The sequence below is a fragment of the Gemmatimonadota bacterium genome (genome assembly GCA_022560615.1).
GTDB lineage: Bacteria > Gemmatimonadota > Gemmatimonadetes > Longimicrobiales > Gaopeijiaceae > UBA1138.
Window position 1 is genome coordinate 1 of sequence record JADFSR010000053.1, and the last position, 20562, is coordinate 20562.

Annotated in this window: 15 protein-coding genes; 5 read left to right on the top strand and 10 right to left on the bottom strand. The window is 66.2% G+C overall.

The genetic code is table 11. The features are described 5' to 3' along the window. The first annotated feature begins 24 nt into the window (after positions 1-24). On the top strand, positions 25-204 hold the full coding sequence (locus tag IIB36_18410; protein ID MCH7533714.1) for a hypothetical protein: 180 nt from the start codon (positions 25-27) through the stop codon (positions 202-204). A 256-nt stretch (positions 205-460) separates the two neighbouring features. Here IIB36_18410 and IIB36_18415 read toward each other — a convergent pair whose 3' ends face one another. The 7 genes from IIB36_18415 to IIB36_18445 form a co-directional block, all read right to left on the bottom strand. Beyond that, the gene (locus IIB36_18415; protein MCH7533715.1) at positions 461-2290 is read right to left on the bottom strand and encodes an amino acid ABC transporter substrate-binding protein; all 1830 of its coding nucleotides are present in this window, start codon (positions 2288-2290) and stop codon (positions 461-463) included. A gap of 73 nt (positions 2291-2363) precedes the next feature. After that, positions 2364-4415 (bottom strand): 30S ribosomal protein S1, encoded by a 2052-nt coding sequence (locus tag IIB36_18420; GenBank protein MCH7533716.1) that lies wholly within the window; start codon positions 4413-4415, stop codon positions 2364-2366. Between the two features lie 115 nt (positions 4416-4530). After that, positions 4531-5238, bottom strand: coding sequence for a (d)CMP kinase (locus IIB36_18425; GenBank protein MCH7533717.1), 708 nt, complete (start codon positions 5236-5238; stop codon positions 4531-4533). Beyond that, positions 5235-6527: a 3-phosphoshikimate 1-carboxyvinyltransferase gene (gene aroA / locus IIB36_18430; protein MCH7533718.1), complete on the bottom strand. Its 1293-nt coding sequence runs from the start codon at positions 6525-6527 to the stop codon at positions 5235-5237. Before aroA ends, IIB36_18425 begins: the two co-directional genes overlap by 4 nt. Then, complete coding sequence (locus IIB36_18435) at positions 6524-7372, bottom strand: prephenate dehydrogenase/arogenate dehydrogenase family protein (GenBank protein MCH7533719.1); 849 nt, start codon at positions 7370-7372, stop codon at positions 6524-6526. Before IIB36_18435 ends, aroA begins: the two co-directional genes overlap by 4 nt. Next, complete coding sequence (gene rnz / locus IIB36_18440; protein MCH7533720.1) at positions 7365-8291, bottom strand: ribonuclease Z; 927 nt, start codon at positions 8289-8291, stop codon at positions 7365-7367. Before rnz ends, IIB36_18435 begins: the two co-directional genes overlap by 8 nt. A 13-nt stretch (positions 8292-8304) precedes the next feature. Further along, complete coding sequence (locus IIB36_18445; protein MCH7533721.1) at positions 8305-10389, bottom strand: TonB-dependent receptor; 2085 nt, start codon at positions 10387-10389, stop codon at positions 8305-8307. 210 nt (positions 10390-10599) lie between these two features. Between IIB36_18445 and IIB36_18450 the strand changes: the two genes are divergently transcribed. Beyond that, positions 10600-11910, top strand: coding sequence for an aminotransferase class V-fold PLP-dependent enzyme (locus tag IIB36_18450; GenBank protein MCH7533722.1), 1311 nt, complete (start codon positions 10600-10602; stop codon positions 11908-11910). A gap of 28 nt (positions 11911-11938) precedes the next feature. Here IIB36_18450 and IIB36_18455 read toward each other — a convergent pair whose 3' ends face one another. Continuing rightward, on the bottom strand, positions 11939-13102 hold the full coding sequence (locus tag IIB36_18455) for a GGDEF domain-containing protein (GenBank protein ID MCH7533723.1): 1164 nt from the start codon (positions 13100-13102) through the stop codon (positions 11939-11941). A gap of 80 nt (positions 13103-13182) precedes the next feature. Next, a complete protein-coding gene (locus tag IIB36_18460) occupies positions 13183-16392 on the bottom strand; it encodes a sialidase (GenBank protein MCH7533724.1) in 3210 nt (1069 codons plus the stop codon). A 76-nt stretch (positions 16393-16468) separates the two neighbouring features. Between IIB36_18460 and IIB36_18465 the strand changes: the two genes are divergently transcribed. From IIB36_18465 to IIB36_18475, 3 genes are all read left to right on the top strand, one after another. Beyond that, complete coding sequence (locus tag IIB36_18465) at positions 16469-18253, top strand: ABC transporter permease (protein MCH7533725.1); 1785 nt, start codon at positions 16469-16471, stop codon at positions 18251-18253. Between the two features lie 100 nt (positions 18254-18353). Then, complete coding sequence (gene msrP / locus IIB36_18470) at positions 18354-19307, top strand: protein-methionine-sulfoxide reductase catalytic subunit MsrP (GenBank protein MCH7533726.1); 954 nt, start codon at positions 18354-18356, stop codon at positions 19305-19307. A gap of 24 nt (positions 19308-19331) precedes the next feature. Next, positions 19332-19994: a sulfoxide reductase heme-binding subunit YedZ gene (locus tag IIB36_18475; protein ID MCH7533727.1), complete on the top strand. Its 663-nt coding sequence runs from the start codon at positions 19332-19334 to the stop codon at positions 19992-19994. Between the two features lie 92 nt (positions 19995-20086). Here IIB36_18475 and IIB36_18480 read toward each other — a convergent pair. Beyond that, the coding region (locus IIB36_18480) for an HNH endonuclease (protein MCH7533728.1) at positions 20087-20562 on the bottom strand (476 nt) is incomplete at its 5' end.

Below are 20562 nucleotides of genomic sequence, written 5' to 3' on the forward strand. Positions count from 1 at the left end.
TTCAAGGAGGATGTCACCCAGCCCGTGCTCCCCATCACATCCTATGCCACGACCCTGCGACGCAAGGCGATCGACTTCGCGGCGAAGATCGTCCGCACCGGGGGTCGCACGATCCTCAAGGTCACCCAGGCCACCTGGAACGAGCTCCAGATCCCCAAGCTCTGGGCACTGAGCCGAAGTCCACCCCGCTTCGCCTGGGCGTAGATGTCCGCCCTTCCTCACCCGTAGCTGAAACGCAACAACCGGTATCCGGTGCCGGGACCGGTGTGTCCGGTCGCTCTCGTTGGCCGCGACTTAGCCTCCAATCGCCCCTCTGCTCACCGCAGAACCGACCGAATACCCGCCTCTCGGCTCCCCTCGCCCCTCACCGTAGTACACCGCTGCCGTCCAGCGCCTATTTGCTGCTCTCCCACTCCCAATCGCTCAATTTAGGTTACATGCAGTTAGTTAAGGGAGGCGGTCAGCCGATGGGCACCAAAGTGCCGTTGTCGATGTACACGAGCTCGGTGCGGCGGACTACCCGCCCACCGACGACGGAGAATATGCCGGTCGCGCCCTCCACGTCACGCAAAGCCTCGAGGGCGTTGCGGAGCTGCGCGGGGGTCCTCGGTCTGCCTCGGAGCGCCTCGAGCAGGAGCAAGGCCGCGTCGTGTCCGACCGCAGGCACCGAGCTCACCAGACTCCGCTGAAAGTGCCGCTCGTACGCATCCCGAAACGCCAATCTGCCGGGAGAGCCAAGTTCGCGGCCCACGACGGCTGTCGCGACCACCCCGGTGGTGTGCCGCGTGTCGAGCTCCTCGAGAACCCGAGGGTCTGTCCACGCGGAAGTGCCCAGGATGTCGATCGCGAGTGTATCGAGGCCGTAGTGCGTGATCTGAGGCGCGACGAACTCCACGTCCTCCGGTGGAATCGGCAGGAAGAGTGCGACGGGTTCGAGCAACTCTACGTGCAGCGTATCGTCCTCACCCAGCTCCAATGCTGCGATTTCGGCTCGTCGCAACGCGTTCTGGGCGCCCATGATCTGTTCCTCGAAGAACGTCGCGCCCGCCTCGTAGGCGTATCGGCCCACCACGGGAATCCCAAGGCCCTCCATCGCACGCTCGAAGGCGTCCGCCTCTTCGACCGACTCCGGGACCTGGGAATGCACGATGGAGACGCGCAGGTATCCTTGATCCGCCGCGTATTGGGCGACCGATGCAGCGGCCTGCGGATCAGGGCCCTCGAGCGAGTAAACACCGTCGCCGCTGCGGGAAGCGCTACGCGCGGTCGGCGAAACGAGCGGGAGACCCCGGCCGCGTGCCTGGCCGGCGGCCTCCAGCGCAGCGTCCTCTAGGAATCCGATCACTCCCCAGACCGACTCGCCTTCGAGCTCGGCGACGAGCGCCGCGGTCAGCGTAGGGTCTGCCTGGTCGTCACGCGTGGTGATCGTCACATCGAAGCGGTCGCCCAAGACCTCGGAAGCGGCCACCTCGATGCCCTCGGCCACGAGAGCTGCAAAGTCCGCGAGCGCGGGCGGCCCGCCCATCGGCAGCACGGTCGCGATGGTTAGGGTGGTCAAGCGCACACGGCCGGCCGGCAGTTCCCCACGGAGCAGACCCCGCGCGAGAGCCTGGTCGAGGCCGGTCGCCCCGGAGTCCAGCGCGCGCTGTGCCAATTGGCTGGCCACACGCTCATCGCCGGCTTCGAGCGCCGCTGTGGCCGCGCGCACATCCAGCACCCAAGAGAGGGCCGCGTCCGAAGGAGCGTTCGAACGAGCCGCCTCCAACTCCTCGGGGACGAGCAGGTCTGCGGCGCCACGCGCTAACAACGCGGCCCGAGCCACGTCGCTGGGCGGCGCACCCACTGGGATTCGCATGAGACGGTCGACGCGCGCCGGTGCGTCGTCGGTGAACGCCTCCGCCTGAAGTAGTCGAAGTGACGCGATACGCGGGTCGTCGGACGGCAACAACTCAAGGTACCGTTGTGCCGCTGTGTCGGCGGCGCTCGCGTCCCCAGCGTCCCGAGCGGCGCGAGCATTCAGCAGCAGCGCGCGCCCCGAGACGGGAGCCGTAGGGTACCGGGCCACGATATCGGCGGTGAGCTGGCGTGCCTCGAGCAAGCGGTCCGCCCGGAAGGCCTCTTCGGCACGGGCGAAAAGTTGCGCAGCCTGCGCCTCCGCCCCTGCAGAGATGGGCCCCGCCTCAACGACCGGGTCGGGAGGAGCCAGGTCGGGCGGCGGAGCACTCGGCGCTGGCGTGGCGAACTGACAGGCGCCAAGAAGGAGCGCCACGCCGACGTAGCGCCCGGACACGAGCCGCGTCCAGGCGCTACGGCCGTATCCCGTCATCGTATGAGCGGGCGGTGAAGCCCCCCGGGGACCACCCCTATTTCTCCTTTTCCCCTTCGGCCTCCTGGCCTTCAGCCTCAGGCGCGTCCTCCGATTCGACCTCCTTGGCGTCAACCGCCAGGGGCGGCGACGCGGCTTCCGAGTCAGCGGCCTCCTCCGCGTCGGCAGATGGGGCTCGTGCCTTCCGGCGCACCTCGCGCCCTTCCTCATCATCCGGACCGCCTTCGGCCTCGGCCTTCGCGGCCGCCTCAGCCACCGCGGCAGCGCGGGCGGCTTCGATCTCCTCCTTAGGCTTCCGGTCCGGTGTGTCGGTCACTTCCAGCACGATGCGGCGGTTCGCGGCGTCCGATTCGATTACGCGCAGGCTGACGGCGTCATTCGGACCGTAGTACTCCTCGAGCATCTCCACGTCCTCGATGCCGGAGTGGGACACGGGGACAAGGCCTTCGACATCGTCGCCGAGGTTCACGACGACGCCCTTCTCCTGAACCCGAACGACGTGGCCCTCGAGCTCGACACCCGGGGCGAGCCTCTCAGAGATCGTCGGCCACGGGTCGTCCGTGAGCTGTTTGATGCCCAGCGAGATCCGCTTGTTCTCGGCGTCGACGTCCAGGACCAGAACGTCGATCTCCTGGCCTTTCTGCACCACTTCGGAAGGGTGCTCGATCCGCTTGGTCCAGCTCATGTCGGAAACGTGGACGAGACCATCGATCCCCGGCTCGATCTCTACGAACGCACCGAACGAGGTCAGGTTCCGGACCGTACCGGCCAGCTTCGTTCCCGTCGGGTACTTCACCGGCAGCGCGAGCCACGGATCTTCCTCGATCTGCTTCATGCCGAGCGAGATCTTCTCGTCGTTCGGATCGACCTTGAGCACGACGACCTCGATCTCTTCTGTGATCGAGACGACTTTCGAGGGATGCCGGACATTGCGCGTCCACGACATCTCAGAGATGTGCACCAGCCCCTCGACGCCCTTCTCCAGCTCGACGAAGGCGCCGTAGTTGGTGATCGACACGACCTTGCCGTGAACGCGCGACCCGACCGGGTACTTCTTGTCGATGTCCGTCCACGGATAAGGCAGAAGCTGCTTGAGTCCGAGCGAGATGCGTTCGCGGTTCCAATCGATGTCGAGAACCTTGACGTCGATCGCAGCACCGATATCGACCATCTCGGACGGGTGCCCGACTCGGCCCCACGACATGTCGGTGATGTGGAGAAGGCCGTCGAGTCCGCCCAGGTCGATGAACGCACCGAAGTCTGTGATGTTCTTGACCTGGCCTTCTCGCACTTGCCCGATCAGAAGCTCCTTTACGAGGGTCTCACGCTTGGTCTGGCGCTCGGCCTCGAGAATCACCCGGCGCGAAACGACGATGTTCCGCCGGCGCTTGTTGAGCTTGATGATCTTGAACTTGTAGACCTCGCCGATGAGGTCCTCGATGTTCGGGACCCGTCGCAGCGCGATTTGTGAACCCGGGAGGAAGGCGTCGACACCCATGAGGTCGACGGTCACGCCGCCCTTGATCTTGCGGACCAGGGTGCCCTTGACCGAACGGTCTGCATCGTGGGCCTCGCGGATCTTCTCCCAGACTCGGAGGAAGTCGGCCTTCTTCTTGGAGAGGACGACGACACCGTCGTCGTCCTCGAGGCTCTCGAGCAGCACTTCGACCTCGGAACCGACCTCGGGCGCCTCCTTGAATTCGTCGAGCGCTACGGAGCCCTCGCTCTTGAAGCCGAACTCGAGAATGACCGCGGCATCGGCGAGACTGAGGACCCGCGCTTTGACGATCTCGCCTTCGCGAAACTCCTGGAAGTCGGAGCTGAACTGAGACAGAAGCGATTCGAACTCTGCCTTCGAGGTCGACAGCGGCTCTTCGCCGAACGGATCGTAAATGAGCTCCGGAGAGATGCCGTCGGGCACGTCGAAGACCGCGACCGCAGCGGCTGCGGCCGCCTGCTCGGTGGCCTCGTCGGCAGCGATCTCTTCAGCGGAGAGGGTCGTCACTTCACCAGTAAGGGCGTCGACGATGACATCCTCGCCTCCGGCGAGATCGATCTCTTCGGGGTTCGGGCTCTGCGAATCAGTCATGATCATCTACTCGCTTCTCGCACAGAGTGTGCGAGTCACTCGCCGGCGCTCGGGGGACGAACCCGGGTTGGAGATGGATAGAAAGTCGGGACAGCCCAAAAACCTAAGGCAGGGCCTAGGAAAGCGTCAACCGACGAACCCGCGCGACCACGGCATCGACCTGGTCCAGGAAGTCGAGCCCCGTGGTATCGATCTCGTGGGCGTCGGGAGCTTTCCGAAGGGGTGAGATGTCCCGCTCCGAGTCGCGACGGTCCCGGTCGGTGATCGCTTCGATCTGGAGGGCGAGCTCGACTTCGTCGCCCTCGGCGCCTCCCTGCTCCAACAGCCGCCGACGCGCGCGCTCCTCCACGTCCGCGATCAGGTACACCTTAACCTCCGCGTCTGGAAAGACGACGGTCCCCATGTCGCGGCCGTCGGCAACCAACCGCCCCCTGGAGCCGGCACGTCGCTGAAGATCGAGTAGGGAGCGACGTACCGCTGGGAGACGAGCCAAATGGGAGACGTGATCCGTGACCTCCTGGGTCCTCAACTCCGCGTCGACCTGAGCGCCGCCTACCCAAAGCGCGAAGCCCTCGTCGGTCGGACGCATGTCGACGTCCAACGCCAGGAGGAATTCTTCCGAGAGCCCGGGCCACCGGTCGGCGTCGATCCCCGCCTGCAGCAGCGCGAGCGTGAGGGCGCGGTAGAGCGCGCCCGAATCCAAGTGACGATACCCGAGCACGCGAGCGACCGCCTTTGCCGTGCTCGACTTTCCGGAGCCTGCCGGACCGTCGAGCGTGACTACAGGCCCCTCTGACGCTTCGCGCAGCGTACCAGCAGTCATACCACAGCTCCTGCACCAAGGTTGCGCAACAGTTCCCAGAAGCCCGGAAAGCTCACGCCAGAGGCTTGGGGATGGTCGACCTCGATGTGATTGCCGGGCGCGGCACCCAGGACGCCGAAGGCCATCGCGATGCGGTGATCGCCGAAGGCTCGAACCCTCCCCTCCAGGGGCCGCTCGGAGCCGAGCACCGTGAGGCCGTCTTCGTGCTCCTCGACGTCCACGCCGAGAGCGCGAAGATTCCGAACCAGCGCATCGATTCGATCGCTCTCCTTCGTGCGCAGCTCATGAGCGCCGCGAATGCTCGTCTCACCGTGGGCGCGGGACCCGAGGATGGCGACCAGCGGCAGCTCGTCGATCAGGCGCGGTACCTCGGCGGCGCCGACGTGCGTTCCTGTCAGCGATGACACCCTGGCCGAAACGGTTCCGCTCGCTTCACGGTGCTCGTCGTCGCCGTCCGTCTCTATCGTGATCTCTGCACCCATGCGCTGAAGCACGTCCAGAAATGCCGTGCGCGTGGGATTCAGGCCCACGCCGACGATCTCGATCGACCCGGCGGTACCCCCGAGTGCGGCGAGCGCCAACAGGAACGCTGCCGAACTGATGTCCCCGGGGACGCGAAAGTCGAGCTCGGAAATTCGGTCGGGCGGATCCCGGAGCTCGACTCGCCAACCCTCGGCGACTGCGTGGCTCCGGGTCGATACACCCACCTGGTGGAAGAGCCTCTCCGTGTGGTCCCGCGACCTCTCGGGCTCAGTGATGAGAGCGGACGCGCGCCCGGTGAGTCCTGCCAGCAAGATCGAAGACTTCACCTGCGCGCTTGCGACCGGTGTCGACCAATCGATCCCCTCGAGAGGTCGCTTGCCGCGCAGGTGGATGGGAAGCCGTCCTGCTTCGCCCATGAAGTCGAAAGCTGCGCCCATGGCGCTCAGCGGCTCCGTTACCCGGCGCATAGGACGGGAGCGCAGGGATCCGTCGCCCGTCATGGTTGTTTCGACCCCGCTGCCCGACAGGACGCCCAGGAGCAGTCTGGCGCCGGTGCCGCTGTTACCGAGGTCGAGCTCCGATCCCGGACTCCGCAGACCCTCGAGGCCGACGCCCTGCACCGTGATCTCGCTCCGGTCCGAGGGGATCTCGGGGATGCCGGCGCCGAGCGCACGCAGCGCGCTCGCGGTCGATTCGGCGTCTCCTCCCCACAAGAGACCGCTGATCCGGCTCTTTCCCTCCGCGAGAGCGGACAGGATCAGAGCGCGTTGCGTGAGCGACTTGTCTCCCGGGACGTGGACTCTCACGCGTCGCTCCAGCTTCGGGTCCTCTCCATCAGGGACACAATGGCCTCGACGTCCCCGCCCTCCAGGTCGTCCGCCATGCTCTGAAGGCTCCCGGCCATCGTTCGAAGCGCTCGTACGAGATCCGGGTGGGCACTCTCGAACAACCCTGCCCACATCTCGGGGTTGCTGGCGGCGAGCCGTGTCATGTCGCGGCCGCCAGGGCCGAGGTCGTCAGGCCTGATACGCGCATCGGCGAGCGCGGCGGCGAGGCTGTTCGCGGTCAGCTGAGGCAGGTGGCTTACCAGCGACATGAGGCGATCGTGGGTTGCCGCCGAAGTCTGCACGGGCTTCGCGCCCAGGGAACGCCACAGCGTCTCGACCTTCTCGGTGCGAGCGCCGGCCTCGGGCTCCGCGACGATCCAGACGAGCGCACCGTCGAAGAGGTCCAGTCGGGAAGCGGAAAAACCCGACGCCTCGCTCCCGGCCATGGGGTGTGCGCCCACGAATCGACTGCCCACCCCGGCCTCGGCCGCGGCGCGCGCAATCGACGTCTTCAGCCCCGAGACGTCCATGATCGTCGCTTCCCGGAGGAGCGGATCGGCGGCGATGTCCGAGATCAAGCGACACGCGGCCTCGAGCGGGGTCGCAAGCACCACCAGATCGGTGTCCTGCAGGGCTTCCTTCAACTCTTCCGGCGCCGCCATCACCGCCCCGGAGTCCAGCGCCGCCCGACGCTCGTCCGCGCTTTGGGACCACCCTCGCACCTCTGGAGCAGCGGCTGTCCCGGTGAGTGCCCGGGCGAACGATCCACCGATGACGCCAAGACCGATCACCGTGATCCGCTGGAACGGACCTGTCTCAGACACCTTCGGGCTCGCCGCGGTAGGACACTTCGAACGAGAGACCGTCGTACGCGACCTTCGAGGCCTCGAAAACGGACCGAGCCTCGTCTCGCAACGGTGTCGGGTCATCCGAGTAGCGGGCCGAGAGGTGTGTGAGGAAGAGCCGGAGCACGCCTGCGTCTCTAGCTACGCCCGCCGCACCCGCCGCGGTGCTGTGAAGCGTCTCGCGCGCGCGCTCCCGCTCCTCTTCACCGAACGTCGCCTCGTGTATGAGTACGTCGGCTCCTTTCGCACGCTGGATGGTGCTGTCCGCGGGCCGGGTATCCCCCGTGTAGACGACGGTCCGTCCCGGGCGCGGTTGCCCCACCAGCTCGGCGGCGCGGATCACGCGACCGTCCACCTCGACATCCTCGCCCCGATGGAGCCGCCCGAAGAGCGGTCCTTCGGGCACCCCCAGCCTGCGGACTCGGTCCACGTCGAAGCGACCGAGCCGGTCTTTTTCGACGAGCGCCCACCCCACCGCCGAATTGCCGTGCTCGACCGGGAAGGCCTCGATGCGGTATTCGCCACCCTCGAAGCCCTCGCCTGGCTGTGCCTCGATGACATCGACCGGGAACGGGATGCGGTCCACGCCGAGGTTGACGGTCTTGCGAAGCCAGTCGCTCGACCCCCCCGGTCCATAGAGTGCGATGCCCTCGGTACGTCCCTGCAAGGCCATCGTGCGAAGCAGGCCCGTAACGCCGAGGAAGTGGTCCGCGTGCATGTGCGTCACGAAGATCGCCTGCACGGCGAAACCGGTTCCGTACCGCATCATCTGGCGCTGTGTGCCCTCACCACAGTCGAAGAGGAACTGGTCCCCCTCCCTCTGGATCGCGATCGCACTGACGTTGCGACCAACGGTCGGCCGCGCAGCCGCCGTGCCCAGGAAGGTGATGCGAATCATGAGCCTGCAGACGCTACCAGAGGCGGAACTGGAATTGGAGCGTGCGCCCCGGTTGGGGGAGCCCGCACTGATCGTAGACAGTAGCGTCGGTGGCGTTGCGCAGGGAAGCGGAAGCGTCGACGCGCGAGAGTCGCCCTGTTCCGCGCAGTTGGAAGATCTTTCGGAGCGAGAAGTCCGCGGAGCCGCTCGCACCCAGCGGTTGCAGGCCGCCGACCTCGGGGTTTTCGCAGCTCTGACCGCCCACGAAACGGAAGTTGCCCGAGGCCCGGAATCCGGCGCCGAGCGGGGTTTCGACACCGAGTTTGCCAGTGATCGCGGGCTCGTACTCCAGCTCGACTTCGCTGCCGTCGGCCTCCATGCCTTTCACATGCTGGAGCGTGAGATCGCTCGAGACCGTCGCAACGCCCAGGGTTCCGATCGCGAGCAGCTCGATACCCGTGCTTCGCACTTCTTCCCGGTTGATGCGTCGGAAGCGGCGCACGCCGTCGTCGCCGGTCACTGAGGTACGGACGATCCCGTTGCTGAGCCGCTGGTAGAAGCCTACGACCTGGAACTCGATATCCCCCATTCTCTGGAGCGTGAAGCCGCCCTCAGCACCCACGAGTGTCTCGGGCGCGAGGTCCGGGTTAGGCTCGAAACGTCCCAGCGCCCCCGAATACAACTCGCGCAACGACGGGAAGCGTGCTCGCCGACTCAGGCCACCGTGCAGGAGCAAGCCTTCGCCCACGAGTGAGCTCATACCGAGGCGGAAGCCGTAGTCGGTCAGTCGTCCCAAAGGCGCCTTGTCGCCGGCCTCGGGAGTGTCGCTGCCGTCGACGACGGTTCCCAGCGAGAGGCGCGTGCGGCCCGAGGGGCCCAGCCTCCATTCGGACTCTGCCGCGAGCGACCACAACCGCTGTCGAAAGCTGTTCGCGCCGCCCGGGCTCAGGACCTCGTCGTGAGAGACGTCGGCGTAGGTAGCCGCGACCCGAATGTCCCCATGCTCGCCCGTGGTGTGATCACCTTCGAGTCGCACGGTGATGGTGCGGTCGTCGGAATCCTCACTCCCCACTACCTGCGAGAACAATTCGCTGTCGTACTGTTCGATCCGGGTCGACCCCAGGTCGAGTCCGAAGCTCGCTTCCAGGTCCCCGCGACCTCCGCCGCCGGTCTCACGCATGCCCGTCCCGATCGAGAACGCCGTGAAGAGCCGGGTCTGATCGGGGTACCGCCAGAGTCGCGGGTCGTCCTGATGCGCCTCCGGTTGCACGCCGCGCTCGACGTCGAGCGCCGTCGTGACGAGGGATGCCCACGCTCCTCCGTCCGCGCGATAGCGAGCCGCGAAGAAACCATCGATCCGCCGGGAGTCGCTGTTGAGGCGCAGATTGTCTGCATCGGTCAGGAAGCGCGACCGGAGGTTTGGATCGCCCCGGGCTCCGTCGGGAACCGTGACGCCCGGACGGTCCTCGAAACCGGCACCGACCCGGACCAGCCACTGGCTGAGGTCGCGTTCGACAAGACGGGCCAGGTTCACCGAAACGTTGGTTCCACCGGTCTCGTCGAGCGACATACCGAGCGCGAGCGGGTTCACGCTCTCGAGTCGGTCCGGCACACGGGCGACGTCGATCTCGATGATGCCACCGAGCGTGTTGGGGCCGTACAGCACCGAGGACAAGCCACGAATGAGGCGCACTGACTGTGCAGCCGTGAGCGGGATGATCGACATGTCGGTCCGGTGGTCCCACCCGATGGTGAGCGGCACGCCATCCAGGAAGACGCCGATCTGTCGCTCGTCGGAGCCGCGGATGGCGGGCTGGGCTTCGCCACGGCTGTTCCGCCTGACCACCACCAGCGGCATCGAGCGCATGACGTCCTCCATCGAAGGGGCCGGAGTCAAGCCGAGCGAATCGAGGCGCACGACCACCGCGCTGGCACCGCCGGTCGTCAGCGCGGGTCGCGCCACGCGCACTGTGATGCCGCCCAGATCGTACTCGCGTGCCACCCGGGTCGAGTCGACGCGCACGGTGTCGCGAGCTTGGGCGGACAGCGTCACCGGAGCGGCTATGCACAGAAAGGCTATGCACGGAGGAGCGAGAATCGGACGAGCGAGTCGACGCATGAAGGTCCCGTAGCTGGTGGTCGTTGCGGGTCGCCCTCATCTAGGACGTAACCCCCCCGATTGTTCCGGCCGGCTCAGGTCGTTCCATCCACATGACGGGACACGGAAAGTAATGCGTTCGTTGAGCTTCGGGGTCGCCTGGGACGTTGGACAGCGCACCGGCGGACGGGTATCGTGAACCAGTCTCGATCGAACCCGAGGGAGGATCCAATGCAGAGCCGCCGCCGATTCCTGGGTACGCTGTCGCTTCCCGCTGCCGCAGCCGCAATTGGGCTGCCACTCCGCCCCGTTGAACTCCGGGCCAGCGCATCGGAGATCGCCCTGGATCTCGGCCGTCATCCAGGCTCGCCGACCGAAATCGCGGCGGATGAAGACTTCTGGTTCGAAGTCGCGCGCGCGTTCACGGTCGATCGCACGCTGGTGAACCTGAACAACGGTGGCGTGAGCCCCTCGCCGGGTTGGGTGCAGGATGCGATGAAGCGTCACCTCGACTTCTCGAACCTCGCCCCCACTTACACGATGTGGGAGGTGCTCGAGCCTCAGCGCGAGGGCGTGCGGGAGCGGATGGCCCGGGAGTGGGGCGTCGATCCAGAGGAGATCGCCTTCACGCGAAACGCGTCTGAGAGCCTGCAAACGATGCAGTTCGGTATCGACCTCCAGCGGGGCGACGAAGTGTTGACCACGACCCAAGACTACGGGCGCATGATCAACACTTTCAAACAGCGGGAGCGGCGCGAGGGTATCGTGCTGACGCAGATCCAGATCCCGGTGCCCGCGGAGGATCCCGCGGAGGTCGTGCGCCTGTTCGAGGAGGCGATCACGCCGAGGACGAAGGCGATTCTGGCGTGCCACATGATCAACCTCACTGGCCAGATTCTGCCAGTCACCGAGTTGAACGCTCTGGCGCGGTCGCGCGGAATTACGCTCATCATCGATGGCGCCCATGCCCTCGCACACTTCGACTTCTCGCTCGGCGATCTCGACGTCGACAACTACTCCACCAGCCTGCACAAGTGGCTTTTTGCGCCACACGGGACCGGGCTGCTCTACGTCCGCAGGGAGAAGATCCGCGAGGTGTGGCCGCTCATGGCCGCCCCCGAGCGCATGGACTCGGACATCCGAAAGTTCGAGGAGATCGGCACGCACCCGGCTGCGAACTATCTAGCGATCGCGGAGGCCTTGACGTTCCACCAGGGCATCGGTTCGGCCCGCAAGGACGCGCGCCTGGTCTACCTCAGGAACTACTGGGCCGAGAAGCTGCTCGAGAATGACAACGTGAGGCTGCACACCAGCCTGAAGCCGGGTTTCGCGTGTGGCATCGCGAACGTCGAGATCACGGACGTCGCTCCGAACGATCTGCGCGACTATCTGTGGCGCGAGCACCGGGTCATCACGGTGTCGATCAACCACGCCGAGTTCCAGGGTATCCGAGTCAGCCCCAGCGTGTACACGACGCTCTCAGAGCTCGACCGCTTCGTGGACATCGTGGACAACGTGGCCAAGAACGGACTTCCGAGCTAGCGCTAGCGGCCCTGCTCACAGCGGACCGCTACGTGGAGACTCGGTTCCGCCCCTGCTTCTTGGCCCGATAGAGCGCCTGGTCGGCGTTCTTCAGGATCTGCTGCGGAGAGAGCCCGGAGTCGGTCGAGTCCGAGACGCCGATGCTCACCGTGACGGAGAGCTGGCGGGACACCGGCACGGGCGGGGTCTCCTTTGCAAGTGACGGTCTTTTCTTTGGGCGGTGCCACCTGCGCAGAGAAAAGGACGCACCCTCGACGGCGACCCGCACAGCGTTCAAGTGCACGATCGCTTCGTCGCGAACCTTCCCCGGGAAAAGAAGCGTGAATTCCTCCCCGCCATGCCGGTACGCTTTACCGCCTCCGAGCACGCCCCGCAGTTCACCAGCGACGAGCTTGAGGACCTGGTCGCCCACGTCGTGGCCATGCTTGTCGTTGAACTGCCTGAAGTGGTCCACGTCGACCACCGCGACGGTGTAGGTCGCGCCGAGCGCATCGAGGTCCCGCATGAGTGCACGGCGCGCTGGGAGTCCGGTGAGATTGTCTCGATACGCGCTGGCGTAGGTCGTCTGCAGCACCGTCACCGCCAGGGTCACTCCGGCGGCCATGAGCAGCAGCGAGTCCGCCACCCACGACGTGCTGGGGTGGATCGCCAGAAGCACGGTGAACTGGCACCAGAGTAGAGATCGCTCCACCGCCCCTCCCCACCGGTACACGCCGTACGCGGCAGCGGCGAGGGACACCAGCGCCAAGAATGCCACCGACTGCGGAAGGCTCGTCCACTCCGTCATCCAGCCCGGGAGCAGCTCCGCGCTCACGAACGCCTCGACGTTCACCGGGTCGTGGAACACCACGGCGGGAATGCCGGCCAGAACGGTGCTGGCCGCGATCTGGCCAACTCCGGTGCTGGACACCACTCCCCGGTCCCTCATCAACGAGAGTGCACCGATGAGAACGAGTAGTACGCTCCCGAGAGCGCTCAGGGTATCGGTCTCGGGAACGTTGCTGGTGACGAGATCGAGCGCTCCGAGACCGAGCACGACCACGAAGAGGCGACTCCGGTGGAAGCCTCCGGCGAGCGCGAGCCCGAGGCCGTACACGACCCAACGGCCCCGTCCGGTGATCTCCAGAACGAGCTCTTCGCTCCCGAGCACGAGCAGCGCGGCGGCGACAAGAAGCACCGCCGCCCCGGGCATTAGCCAGGCCAGTACCACCCCCAACCATGGGGCCCGGACGTGAGCACGCCGCTCGTCCCGGATCAGCCCCCCCTCAGGCGTCACTGCTGGGAGACGATCGGTGGCAGTCCTCGCTCCACAAGCATGCGGTTGAAGCGCGCCAGGTCGGCCGCAGTCAGCTCCGCCCACTGCTGTAGCGCCTGAGTGAGCCTCTGCCGGTAGATGTCGCGGACCTCGATGACCTGATCGGTGGGGCGATCGTCAGAGCCGCTCGAATACCCCGCGAGGCTCGCGATTTTCGACCACAGCTGCCTCGGCCATCGGATGGTGTCCTGACGCGCCGAGCCGCCGGTGAGTCGAAGGTCGAAGAGAGTCATCTCGAGGTCGATCAGGGCGTCGCTCAACTCTTCGCCGGCTTCCACGACGTCTGAGTACCGGGAATCGTCGCGGACGCGCTCCTCGAGATCGATGAGACCCTTTCGGGTCCACTCGATTCGATTGATGAGCTCCGCAGTCGAGTCGCTCATCTCGCGCAGCTCGAGCTGCAGATCCAACTGGGCCTGCATGTCCTCGGGCGACGCCCTCGACTCCGGGTCCTGGAGCACCTCCAGCCAGGCGGTCCTTTCCAGTGTGCCCGCAGTGAGGCGTACCTGGTATCGCCCCGGGACCGCGAGCGGACGAACTGAACTTCCGTCGGGTGGCGGACGCCAGCCGGACTGGCCGACGTCGCGATGGCTATGCCCAAGCGGCGCCGTGCGCAGCCGCGGTGTGGATGACGGTGAGTGGCGCAGGTTCCACATGACCCGGTTGAGACCGGACCGCACGTTCTGTACGGGCAACTCCTGAACGAGATCCCCCTCCTCGGTCAGGATCTCGACGCGCACATCACCCTCAGGCGGGCTGGTCACATAAAAGTTGATCGAGGCACCGCTGGCCGGGTTCTGACCCGCGGCCGGGTCGCCCGGCTGGCTGTTGGCGCTCTCCCGCGGCAGGAAGCGATAGGCCGGGCGCGGGTCGAAGAGATGCACGGCGCTGGCGACGACCTCGTCGGTCATCTGCTGGATCGGCGTGATGTCGTCGAGGATCCAGAAGCCCCGCCCATAGGTGCCGACCACGAGGTCGTTGAAGTGGCTCTGCACAGTGAGCCAATACGCCGGCGCGTGTGGAAGGTCACCCTGGAGTGGCAGCCAACGTTCACCGTCGTCGAAGGAGACGTACACCGAGTTTTCGGTGCCGAGGTACAGAAGTCCGGCGCGCGTCGGGTCTTCGCGGATCACGTGTGCGTAGCTGAAGACGCTGCGCGGGATGTCGCTCGCGATGGAGTGCCACGACGCTCCGTAGTCGTCCGTCCGGTATACGTACGGGTCGCTGTTCCCGAGCTGATGAAAGTCGACGGTGACGTAGGCGACCGCGGGGTCGAAGCGGGACGGTTCGACGTTGCTGACCGTGCCCCACTCGGGCAGATCGGGGATGTTCGGAGTCACGTCGGTCCACGTCGCGCCGTCGTCCCGCGTCACCTGCACGAGCCCGTCGTTCGAGCCCGTCCAGATGAGTCCGGGGACCACGGGCGACTCGGCGATCGCGAAGAGCACCGAGGCATACGTGGGGCTCACGTCCTCGGTGGTGAGGCCGCCCGTCTTCTGCTGTCGGGTCGTGTCGTTACGCGTGAGGTCGGGGCTGATGAGCTGCCACGACTGGCCTCCGTCGGTGGTGCGGTGCACGTGCTGGCTACCCACGTACACGGTCTCGTTGTCGTGTGGCGAGATGTGCACCGGAAAAGTCCACTGGAAGCGATAGCGCACGTCCGCCGCCGCCCACCCTTCTGGGTTGTCGGGCCATACGCTCACCGTGCGGGAGATGCCCGTCGAGATCTGGTGCCGGTCGAGAATCCCCTCGTAGCAGCCTGACCACACTACGTCGTTCGTCACCGTGTCCGGGACCGCGAAGCCGGACTCGCAACCGCCCACGGAGCGGAATGCTCCGATCGGGATCGATCCGCCGCTCAGTGTGTTGGACGGACCCCTACTGGAAGGTCCATCCTGACGGTTGCCATACAGGTTGTAGGGCACCTTGGTATCGGTGAACACATGGTACATTTGCGCGATCGGAAGCAGTGGGCGATACCAGTCCCGGCCTCGATTGGTCGAGATGCGCACGCCCTGATCGTTGCCGACGATCATCCGGTCCGGAAGCAAGGGATCGATCCACATATCGTGGTTGTCCCCGCCCGCGACCGTCGAGAACGTCAGCCCGCCATCGAGTGACTTGGAATGCGACGTGGACATGAAGTGGACTTCGTCCGCGTCGTCGGGGGCTACGGCCATGCGCGTGTAGTAGAGCGGACGCTGCGCGAGCGCGTGGTCCGCGTTCACCATGCGCCACGAGCGGCCGCCGTCGTCCGAGCGCCACAGCGTGCCCTCGTGGTCATCGAACGCCTCAAACGCCTCGTTGGAGCTCGTCTCGATGAGAGCGTAGACGCGGTCGGGGTCATCGGGTGAGACACCGAGGCCGATCTTTCCCATGATACCGCGCGGAAGGCCGTTGCCCTCGAGGCGGGTCCAGCTGTCCCCTCCGTCCCGGCTCATCCACAGCCCGCTCCCCGGTCCGCCGCTCTCGCGACCCCAGGTCCAGATCTGCATCTGCCAGGTGGCCGCGAAGAGGATGCGCGGGTTTCTGGGGTTCATCACGACATCGATGGCGCCCGCGTCGGGACCCGAGGCGAGCACCTGCTGCCAGCTCTCTCCCCCGTCCTCCGTGCGGTAGAGACCACGCTCCTGCTGGGGCCCGTACAGGTGACCGGTCGCGGCCACGAATACGATGTCGGGATTCGTGGGATGGATCGCGATCCGCCCTATCCGGCCGCTCCGGGCCAGGCCCATGTGGCTCCAGCTCTCGCCACCGTCGGTCGAGCGATAGACGCCGTTGCCGATCGAGACATTGCTGCGGATGAAGGCCTCGCCCGTGCCCGCCCAGACCACGTTCGGGTCGGAGGGCGCAACCGCGAGCGCGCCGATCGACTGCGCCTCCTGATCGTCGAACACAGGTCGCCAAGAGTGTCCGCCGTCTTCGCTCTTGAAGACCCCACCGGACGCCGCGCCGATATAGTAGACGTTGGCGTTCCCAGGTTCCCCGACCACGGCGCTCACGCGGTTGCCGACCGGACCCACATAGCGGAAGTTGGCACTGGAGAAGAAGTCGTCCGGAAGGTCGGCGAGGCTCTGAGCCGAGGCCGCCGCCCCCATGACCGTTAGCGAGAGCAAGGCGGCGGACAACGGTGCGAAGCGAGGGTGGCGTCCGACTGGCAACCACATGCAAGACTCCGAGAGTGTTTCGGGTAGGATGGCGCAGGCGGCGCCGTGACGGAGGCAAGGTAGACGTGAGGACGACATGACGCATGATCGCCGGATGCCTACCGGCGGCACGCTGGCCTCATTGGCCGCCGCCGCCGGTCTCTTGGTGGGCCTGCGCACGATTGCGTCTTACGAGCTGCCGCGGCCCGCGATCCTGCTCGGCATCGAGCCGATGGCTCGAGAGGGGCTCGGCGTGCTTTGGTCCCATAGGGCGTCGTGGCCCGCAGAGTTCCAAGCGGTGGCGCTGGAGCGACTCGTCGGCCTGTTGGCGGCCTTGGTGCTGGCCACGATCGCGGTCGCGACGCTGAACGCGGTCATCTTACTCGCCGAGAACGCCGCCGACCGTAGACAAGAGCTTGCGATCCGGAGCGCCATGGGCGCGAGTCCATGGCGACTGGTGCGCATGTTGCTGGGTGAGCTTCGTACCCTCGCGCTTGCGGGCGCATCGCTCGGCCTCGTGCTGGGACTGACGCTCGGAGGCGCGCTGCGCGCGGCGTGGCCGGGAGTGTTGCTGCGAGACGCATTGACACCGGACGCTGTGATCTCTGTGGCGGTCGCGCTTGCCGTGTTGGCTGGTGTTGCCGGTCTTGCTCACATCGGGATCGGAATCAAGCTCGGGCGGGGTCCGGAAGCGGCGGCTTCCCTGCGCGCTGGCTCGCGCATGACGGCAGACCCCGGGGCGGTCTTTTTCCGACGTGCCGTCCCCGCGGTTCACACCGCCGTCGCTGGGACCGCTCTGGTGGGGGCGGTCGCGCTCTCGGCGGCGATCGAGGCTCCCCGGGCCGCGGAGCTCGACCAGAAGCAAGTGATGGTCATCGGCGGCACGGCCCCGTCCGCCGGCGCCTGGTCCGCGTTGCTGGAGTCGGTAGCGGCTCTGCCGGACCTCGCCTCCGAGAGCATCTCGAGCACCGGCGCACTGCTGGGTCTGGGGGTGCGGGATCACGTCACCACCCAGTGCGGGATGTGCGTGCGTGGCGGCATGCTGGTTCCCATGTGGGGCGCGGTGGCCGACCACCATTCGGTCGGGCCGGGTTACTTCGCGTTGGCGGACATCGAGCTACTGCAAGGGCGTGCGTTCGACGCGTCGGATGCGCTAGGCGCTGAGCCGGTGGCGATCGTCAGCGAGACGTTTGCGCGCAGCTCCTTTGAAGCCGGCAGACCGCTCGGTAAGAAGATCAAGCTTGGGCGAACGTTGGACGACTGGTATACGGTCGTCGGAGTCGTGGCGGATCTCCGGGTGCCTGTGCTCGGCGCCGATGACCTGCCGCGCGAGGCCCTCTACCTGAGCGCGCTGCAGAGGCCGGCGCGCACCGGTCACCTGCTGGTTCGCGGCGAGCTGGAGGCGATCGACGCCGCTCACGGTCGAATGGTGCTGGCTGGCTTTTCACCCAGTGAGCCCCGAACGCTCGCGCAGTTCCGAGCCGATGAAACGGTCGTGCTCCGGTGGGTTCGCACCGTGGCCGTCCTCCTCTCCGGTCTCGTCCTCCTGTTCGCGGTGCACGGGGTGCATGTCACAGCACTCCAGGTGACACGGCGACGCTGGCGTGAGCTCGCGATCCGGCGCGCGGTCGGCGCGGGAAGTGGACGCATCGTCGCGCATGTGCTGGGAGAGCGCGTCCGCGTCGGTCTATGGGGCGTAGCGGGTATGGTATTTTGGGGAACGATGCTGGTGGCGTTCCTGCGGAAAGCAGCCGGGATGGAGTCGGTAGGGCCGACACCGTACTTCGTCATCGCTGGCGTCTTGATCGCCGTGGCGGTGGCTTCGTCCACCGCGGCGGCGCGGGAGGCGCTGGGGGTGGAGCCGGGGGCGGTGATGGATTAGGGGCTCCCCGGAGCCCTCTCCACCCTCCGGGTGTTCGAGCGTCGAATCCGGCCCCATACTTAGGCGTTGCCCGGAACCCGGCAGGAGACCCTCGATGATCATCCGGACTCGCAAGCCCAGTGACATCCGCTCTTCGGAGATCACGCCCGAAGATGTCTATGTGAACCGGCGGCACTTCATACGGAACGCAGCTCTCGGCGTGGCAGCGTTGGGGCTCGCTCCCAGGACGTTACGTGCGCTCGACCGCGGCCCGCGCCAACAGATCCCGGCCCGCTTCGCGAACATGAAGTCCGAGCTCGGTGAGGATTTGAATCCGTACTCGGACGTCACGACGTACAACAACTTCTACGAGTTTGGCTCACGCAAAGAGGACCCGAGCCGGAACTCCGGCGACTTCCAGCCGCAACCGTGGACGGTCCGGATCGAGGGGCACGTCAACAAGCCGGGCGACTATCAGCTCGAGAACTTCATCGGGCCGAGCAACATGGAGGATCGGGTCTATCGCATGCGCTGCGTGGAGGCGTGGTCGATCGTCGTGCCCTGGCGCGGCTTTCCGCTCTCCGACGTGATCAACCGAGCGGAGCCGACGGGTGACGCCAAATTCATCGAGTTCAAGACGGTCGTGCGCCCGGAGGAGATGCCGGGGCAGCGCACGCGCATGCTCGATTGGCCCTACGTCGAGGGGCTGCGCATGGACGAGGCGATGAACCCGCTCACGCTCATGACGACCGGCGTGTACGGCATGGATCTGCCGAACCAGAACGGCGCACCGCTCCGGCTCATCATGCCGTGGAAGTACGGCTTCAAGGGCATCAAGTCGATCGTGAGCATGAACTTCGTCGAAGAGATGCCACGCAACACGTGGTGGGTGCAGAACCGGCGCGAGTACGGCTTCTACGCCAACGTGAATCCTGAGGTCGATCACCCGCGCTGGACTCAGGCGCGCGAGCGCCGTCTCGGCGAAATCCGCCGGCGCCCGACGCTCATGTTCAACGGGTACGCCGACCAGGTCCAGTCGATGTACGCAGGCATGGATCTCACCCGTTGGATTTAGGGCGGAGATAGCGCCGAACGGTTCATGGATCAGAAGAAGGCGATCTTCCGCCTGAAGGTCGTTCTCTGGCTCAGTGCGTTGGCACCGGTCGCGTGGCTAGGCGCGGCCTTCTTGCTCGACAGACTCGACACGAACCCGATCGAGAGGCTGACGCTCGGCGCGAACCCGATCGAGAAGCTCACTCACGTCACCGGCATGACGACGCTCGTGCTGCTGCTGATCACGCTGTCGGTCACGCCGATCCGCAGACTCACCGGCTGGAACCGGGTCATCAAGCTGCGCCGACCGCTCGGTCTCTTCGCCTTCTTCTACGCGTTCTTGCACTTCAGCATCTGGTCCGGGCTCGACCAGACGCTCGTATGGAGCTGGATGGTGGAGGACGTGATCGAGCGTCCCTACATCACTGTCGGCTTCACGGGCTTCGTCATCCTGATCCCGCTCGCGCTCACGTCGACCACGGGGTGGATACGCCGGCTCGGCAAGCGCTGGACGATGCTGCACCGAGGGATCTACGTGACCGCCACCCTCGGCGTGATCCACTTTTATTGGCTGGTGAAGGCCGACGTGCGGCTGCCCCTACTGCTCGCCGCATGCCTAACGGTCCTGCTCGCCTACCGCGTCGTGTTCAGCTTGAAGAAGCGGCTCAAGCTGTCACCCAGTGGGGACGTTCAACCAGCGAATCCCTAGTACGCCCCTCCCGCGCTCACGCGGTTTCCGCGGAAACTGCGGTCGAGGCCGGCCGGTGGATGGACGACGGCGGGCTGGTCGACGCCCCGCCCCTAGGCCGCTGGTTCGTCCCACGGATCGATCGCTTCCATGGCCGCGGCCTCGATCGCCCAAGGGATGTCACGGTCTCTGTTCCACCTCGGCGCTCCACTCCGCCAGTCGGGCGTGACGCCCCGTTCGCGGTTCCCACGCACCAGCGCCTCCACGGGATCTGGCGGTAGCTCAGGTAGCTGCGGTACCTCGAACAGTACTTTCCCCTGCGGCGTGAAGAACACGACCTGCCCGTCCCGGTCGCTACAGACCTGGTAGCCGCCCTCGTGGACCCTCCGGTGATGGGAACGACAGAGCAGTAAGGTGTTCTCGAGCTTCGTTTCTCCTCCATCCGCCCAGTGCACGATGTGGTGGGCGTCCGTGAAGCGAAGCCCACAGCCAGGGAAGCGGCATCCGCGGTCTCTGGCATCGAGCGCACGGCGAAGTGCCGGTGGGACGGTGCGCGTCTTGCGACCCACATCGAGCACGGAGCCGTCCG

What these genes read in the sequence shown, in the direction of transcription:
- IIB36_18420 (MCH7533716.1), bottom strand. Translation starts at nt 4,415, where the DNA reads ATGACTGATTCGCAGAGCCCGAACCCCGAAGAGATCGATCTCGCCGGA.
- IIB36_18425 (MCH7533717.1), bottom strand. Translation starts at nt 5,238, where the DNA reads ATGACTGCTGGTACGCTGCGCGAAGCGTCAGAGGGGCCTGTAGTCACG.
- rnz (MCH7533720.1), bottom strand. Translation starts at nt 8,291, where the DNA reads ATGATTCGCATCACCTTCCTGGGCACGGCGGCTGCGCGGCCGACCGTT.
- IIB36_18445 (MCH7533721.1), bottom strand. Translation starts at nt 10,389, where the DNA reads ATGCGTCGACTCGCTCGTCCGATTCTCGCTCCTCCGTGCATAGCCTTT.
- IIB36_18450 (MCH7533722.1), top strand. Translation starts at nt 10,600, where the DNA reads ATGCAGAGCCGCCGCCGATTCCTGGGTACGCTGTCGCTTCCCGCTGCC.
- IIB36_18455 (MCH7533723.1), bottom strand. Translation starts at nt 13,102, where the DNA reads ATGCCCGGGGCGGCGGTGCTTCTTGTCGCCGCCGCGCTGCTCGTGCTC.
- IIB36_18460 (MCH7533724.1), bottom strand. Translation starts at nt 16,392, where the DNA reads ATGTGGTTGCCAGTCGGACGCCACCCTCGCTTCGCACCGTTGTCCGCC.
- IIB36_18465 (MCH7533725.1), top strand. Translation starts at nt 16,469, where the DNA reads ATGACGCATGATCGCCGGATGCCTACCGGCGGCACGCTGGCCTCATTG.
- IIB36_18475 (MCH7533727.1), top strand. Translation starts at nt 19,332, where the DNA reads ATGGATCAGAAGAAGGCGATCTTCCGCCTGAAGGTCGTTCTCTGGCTC.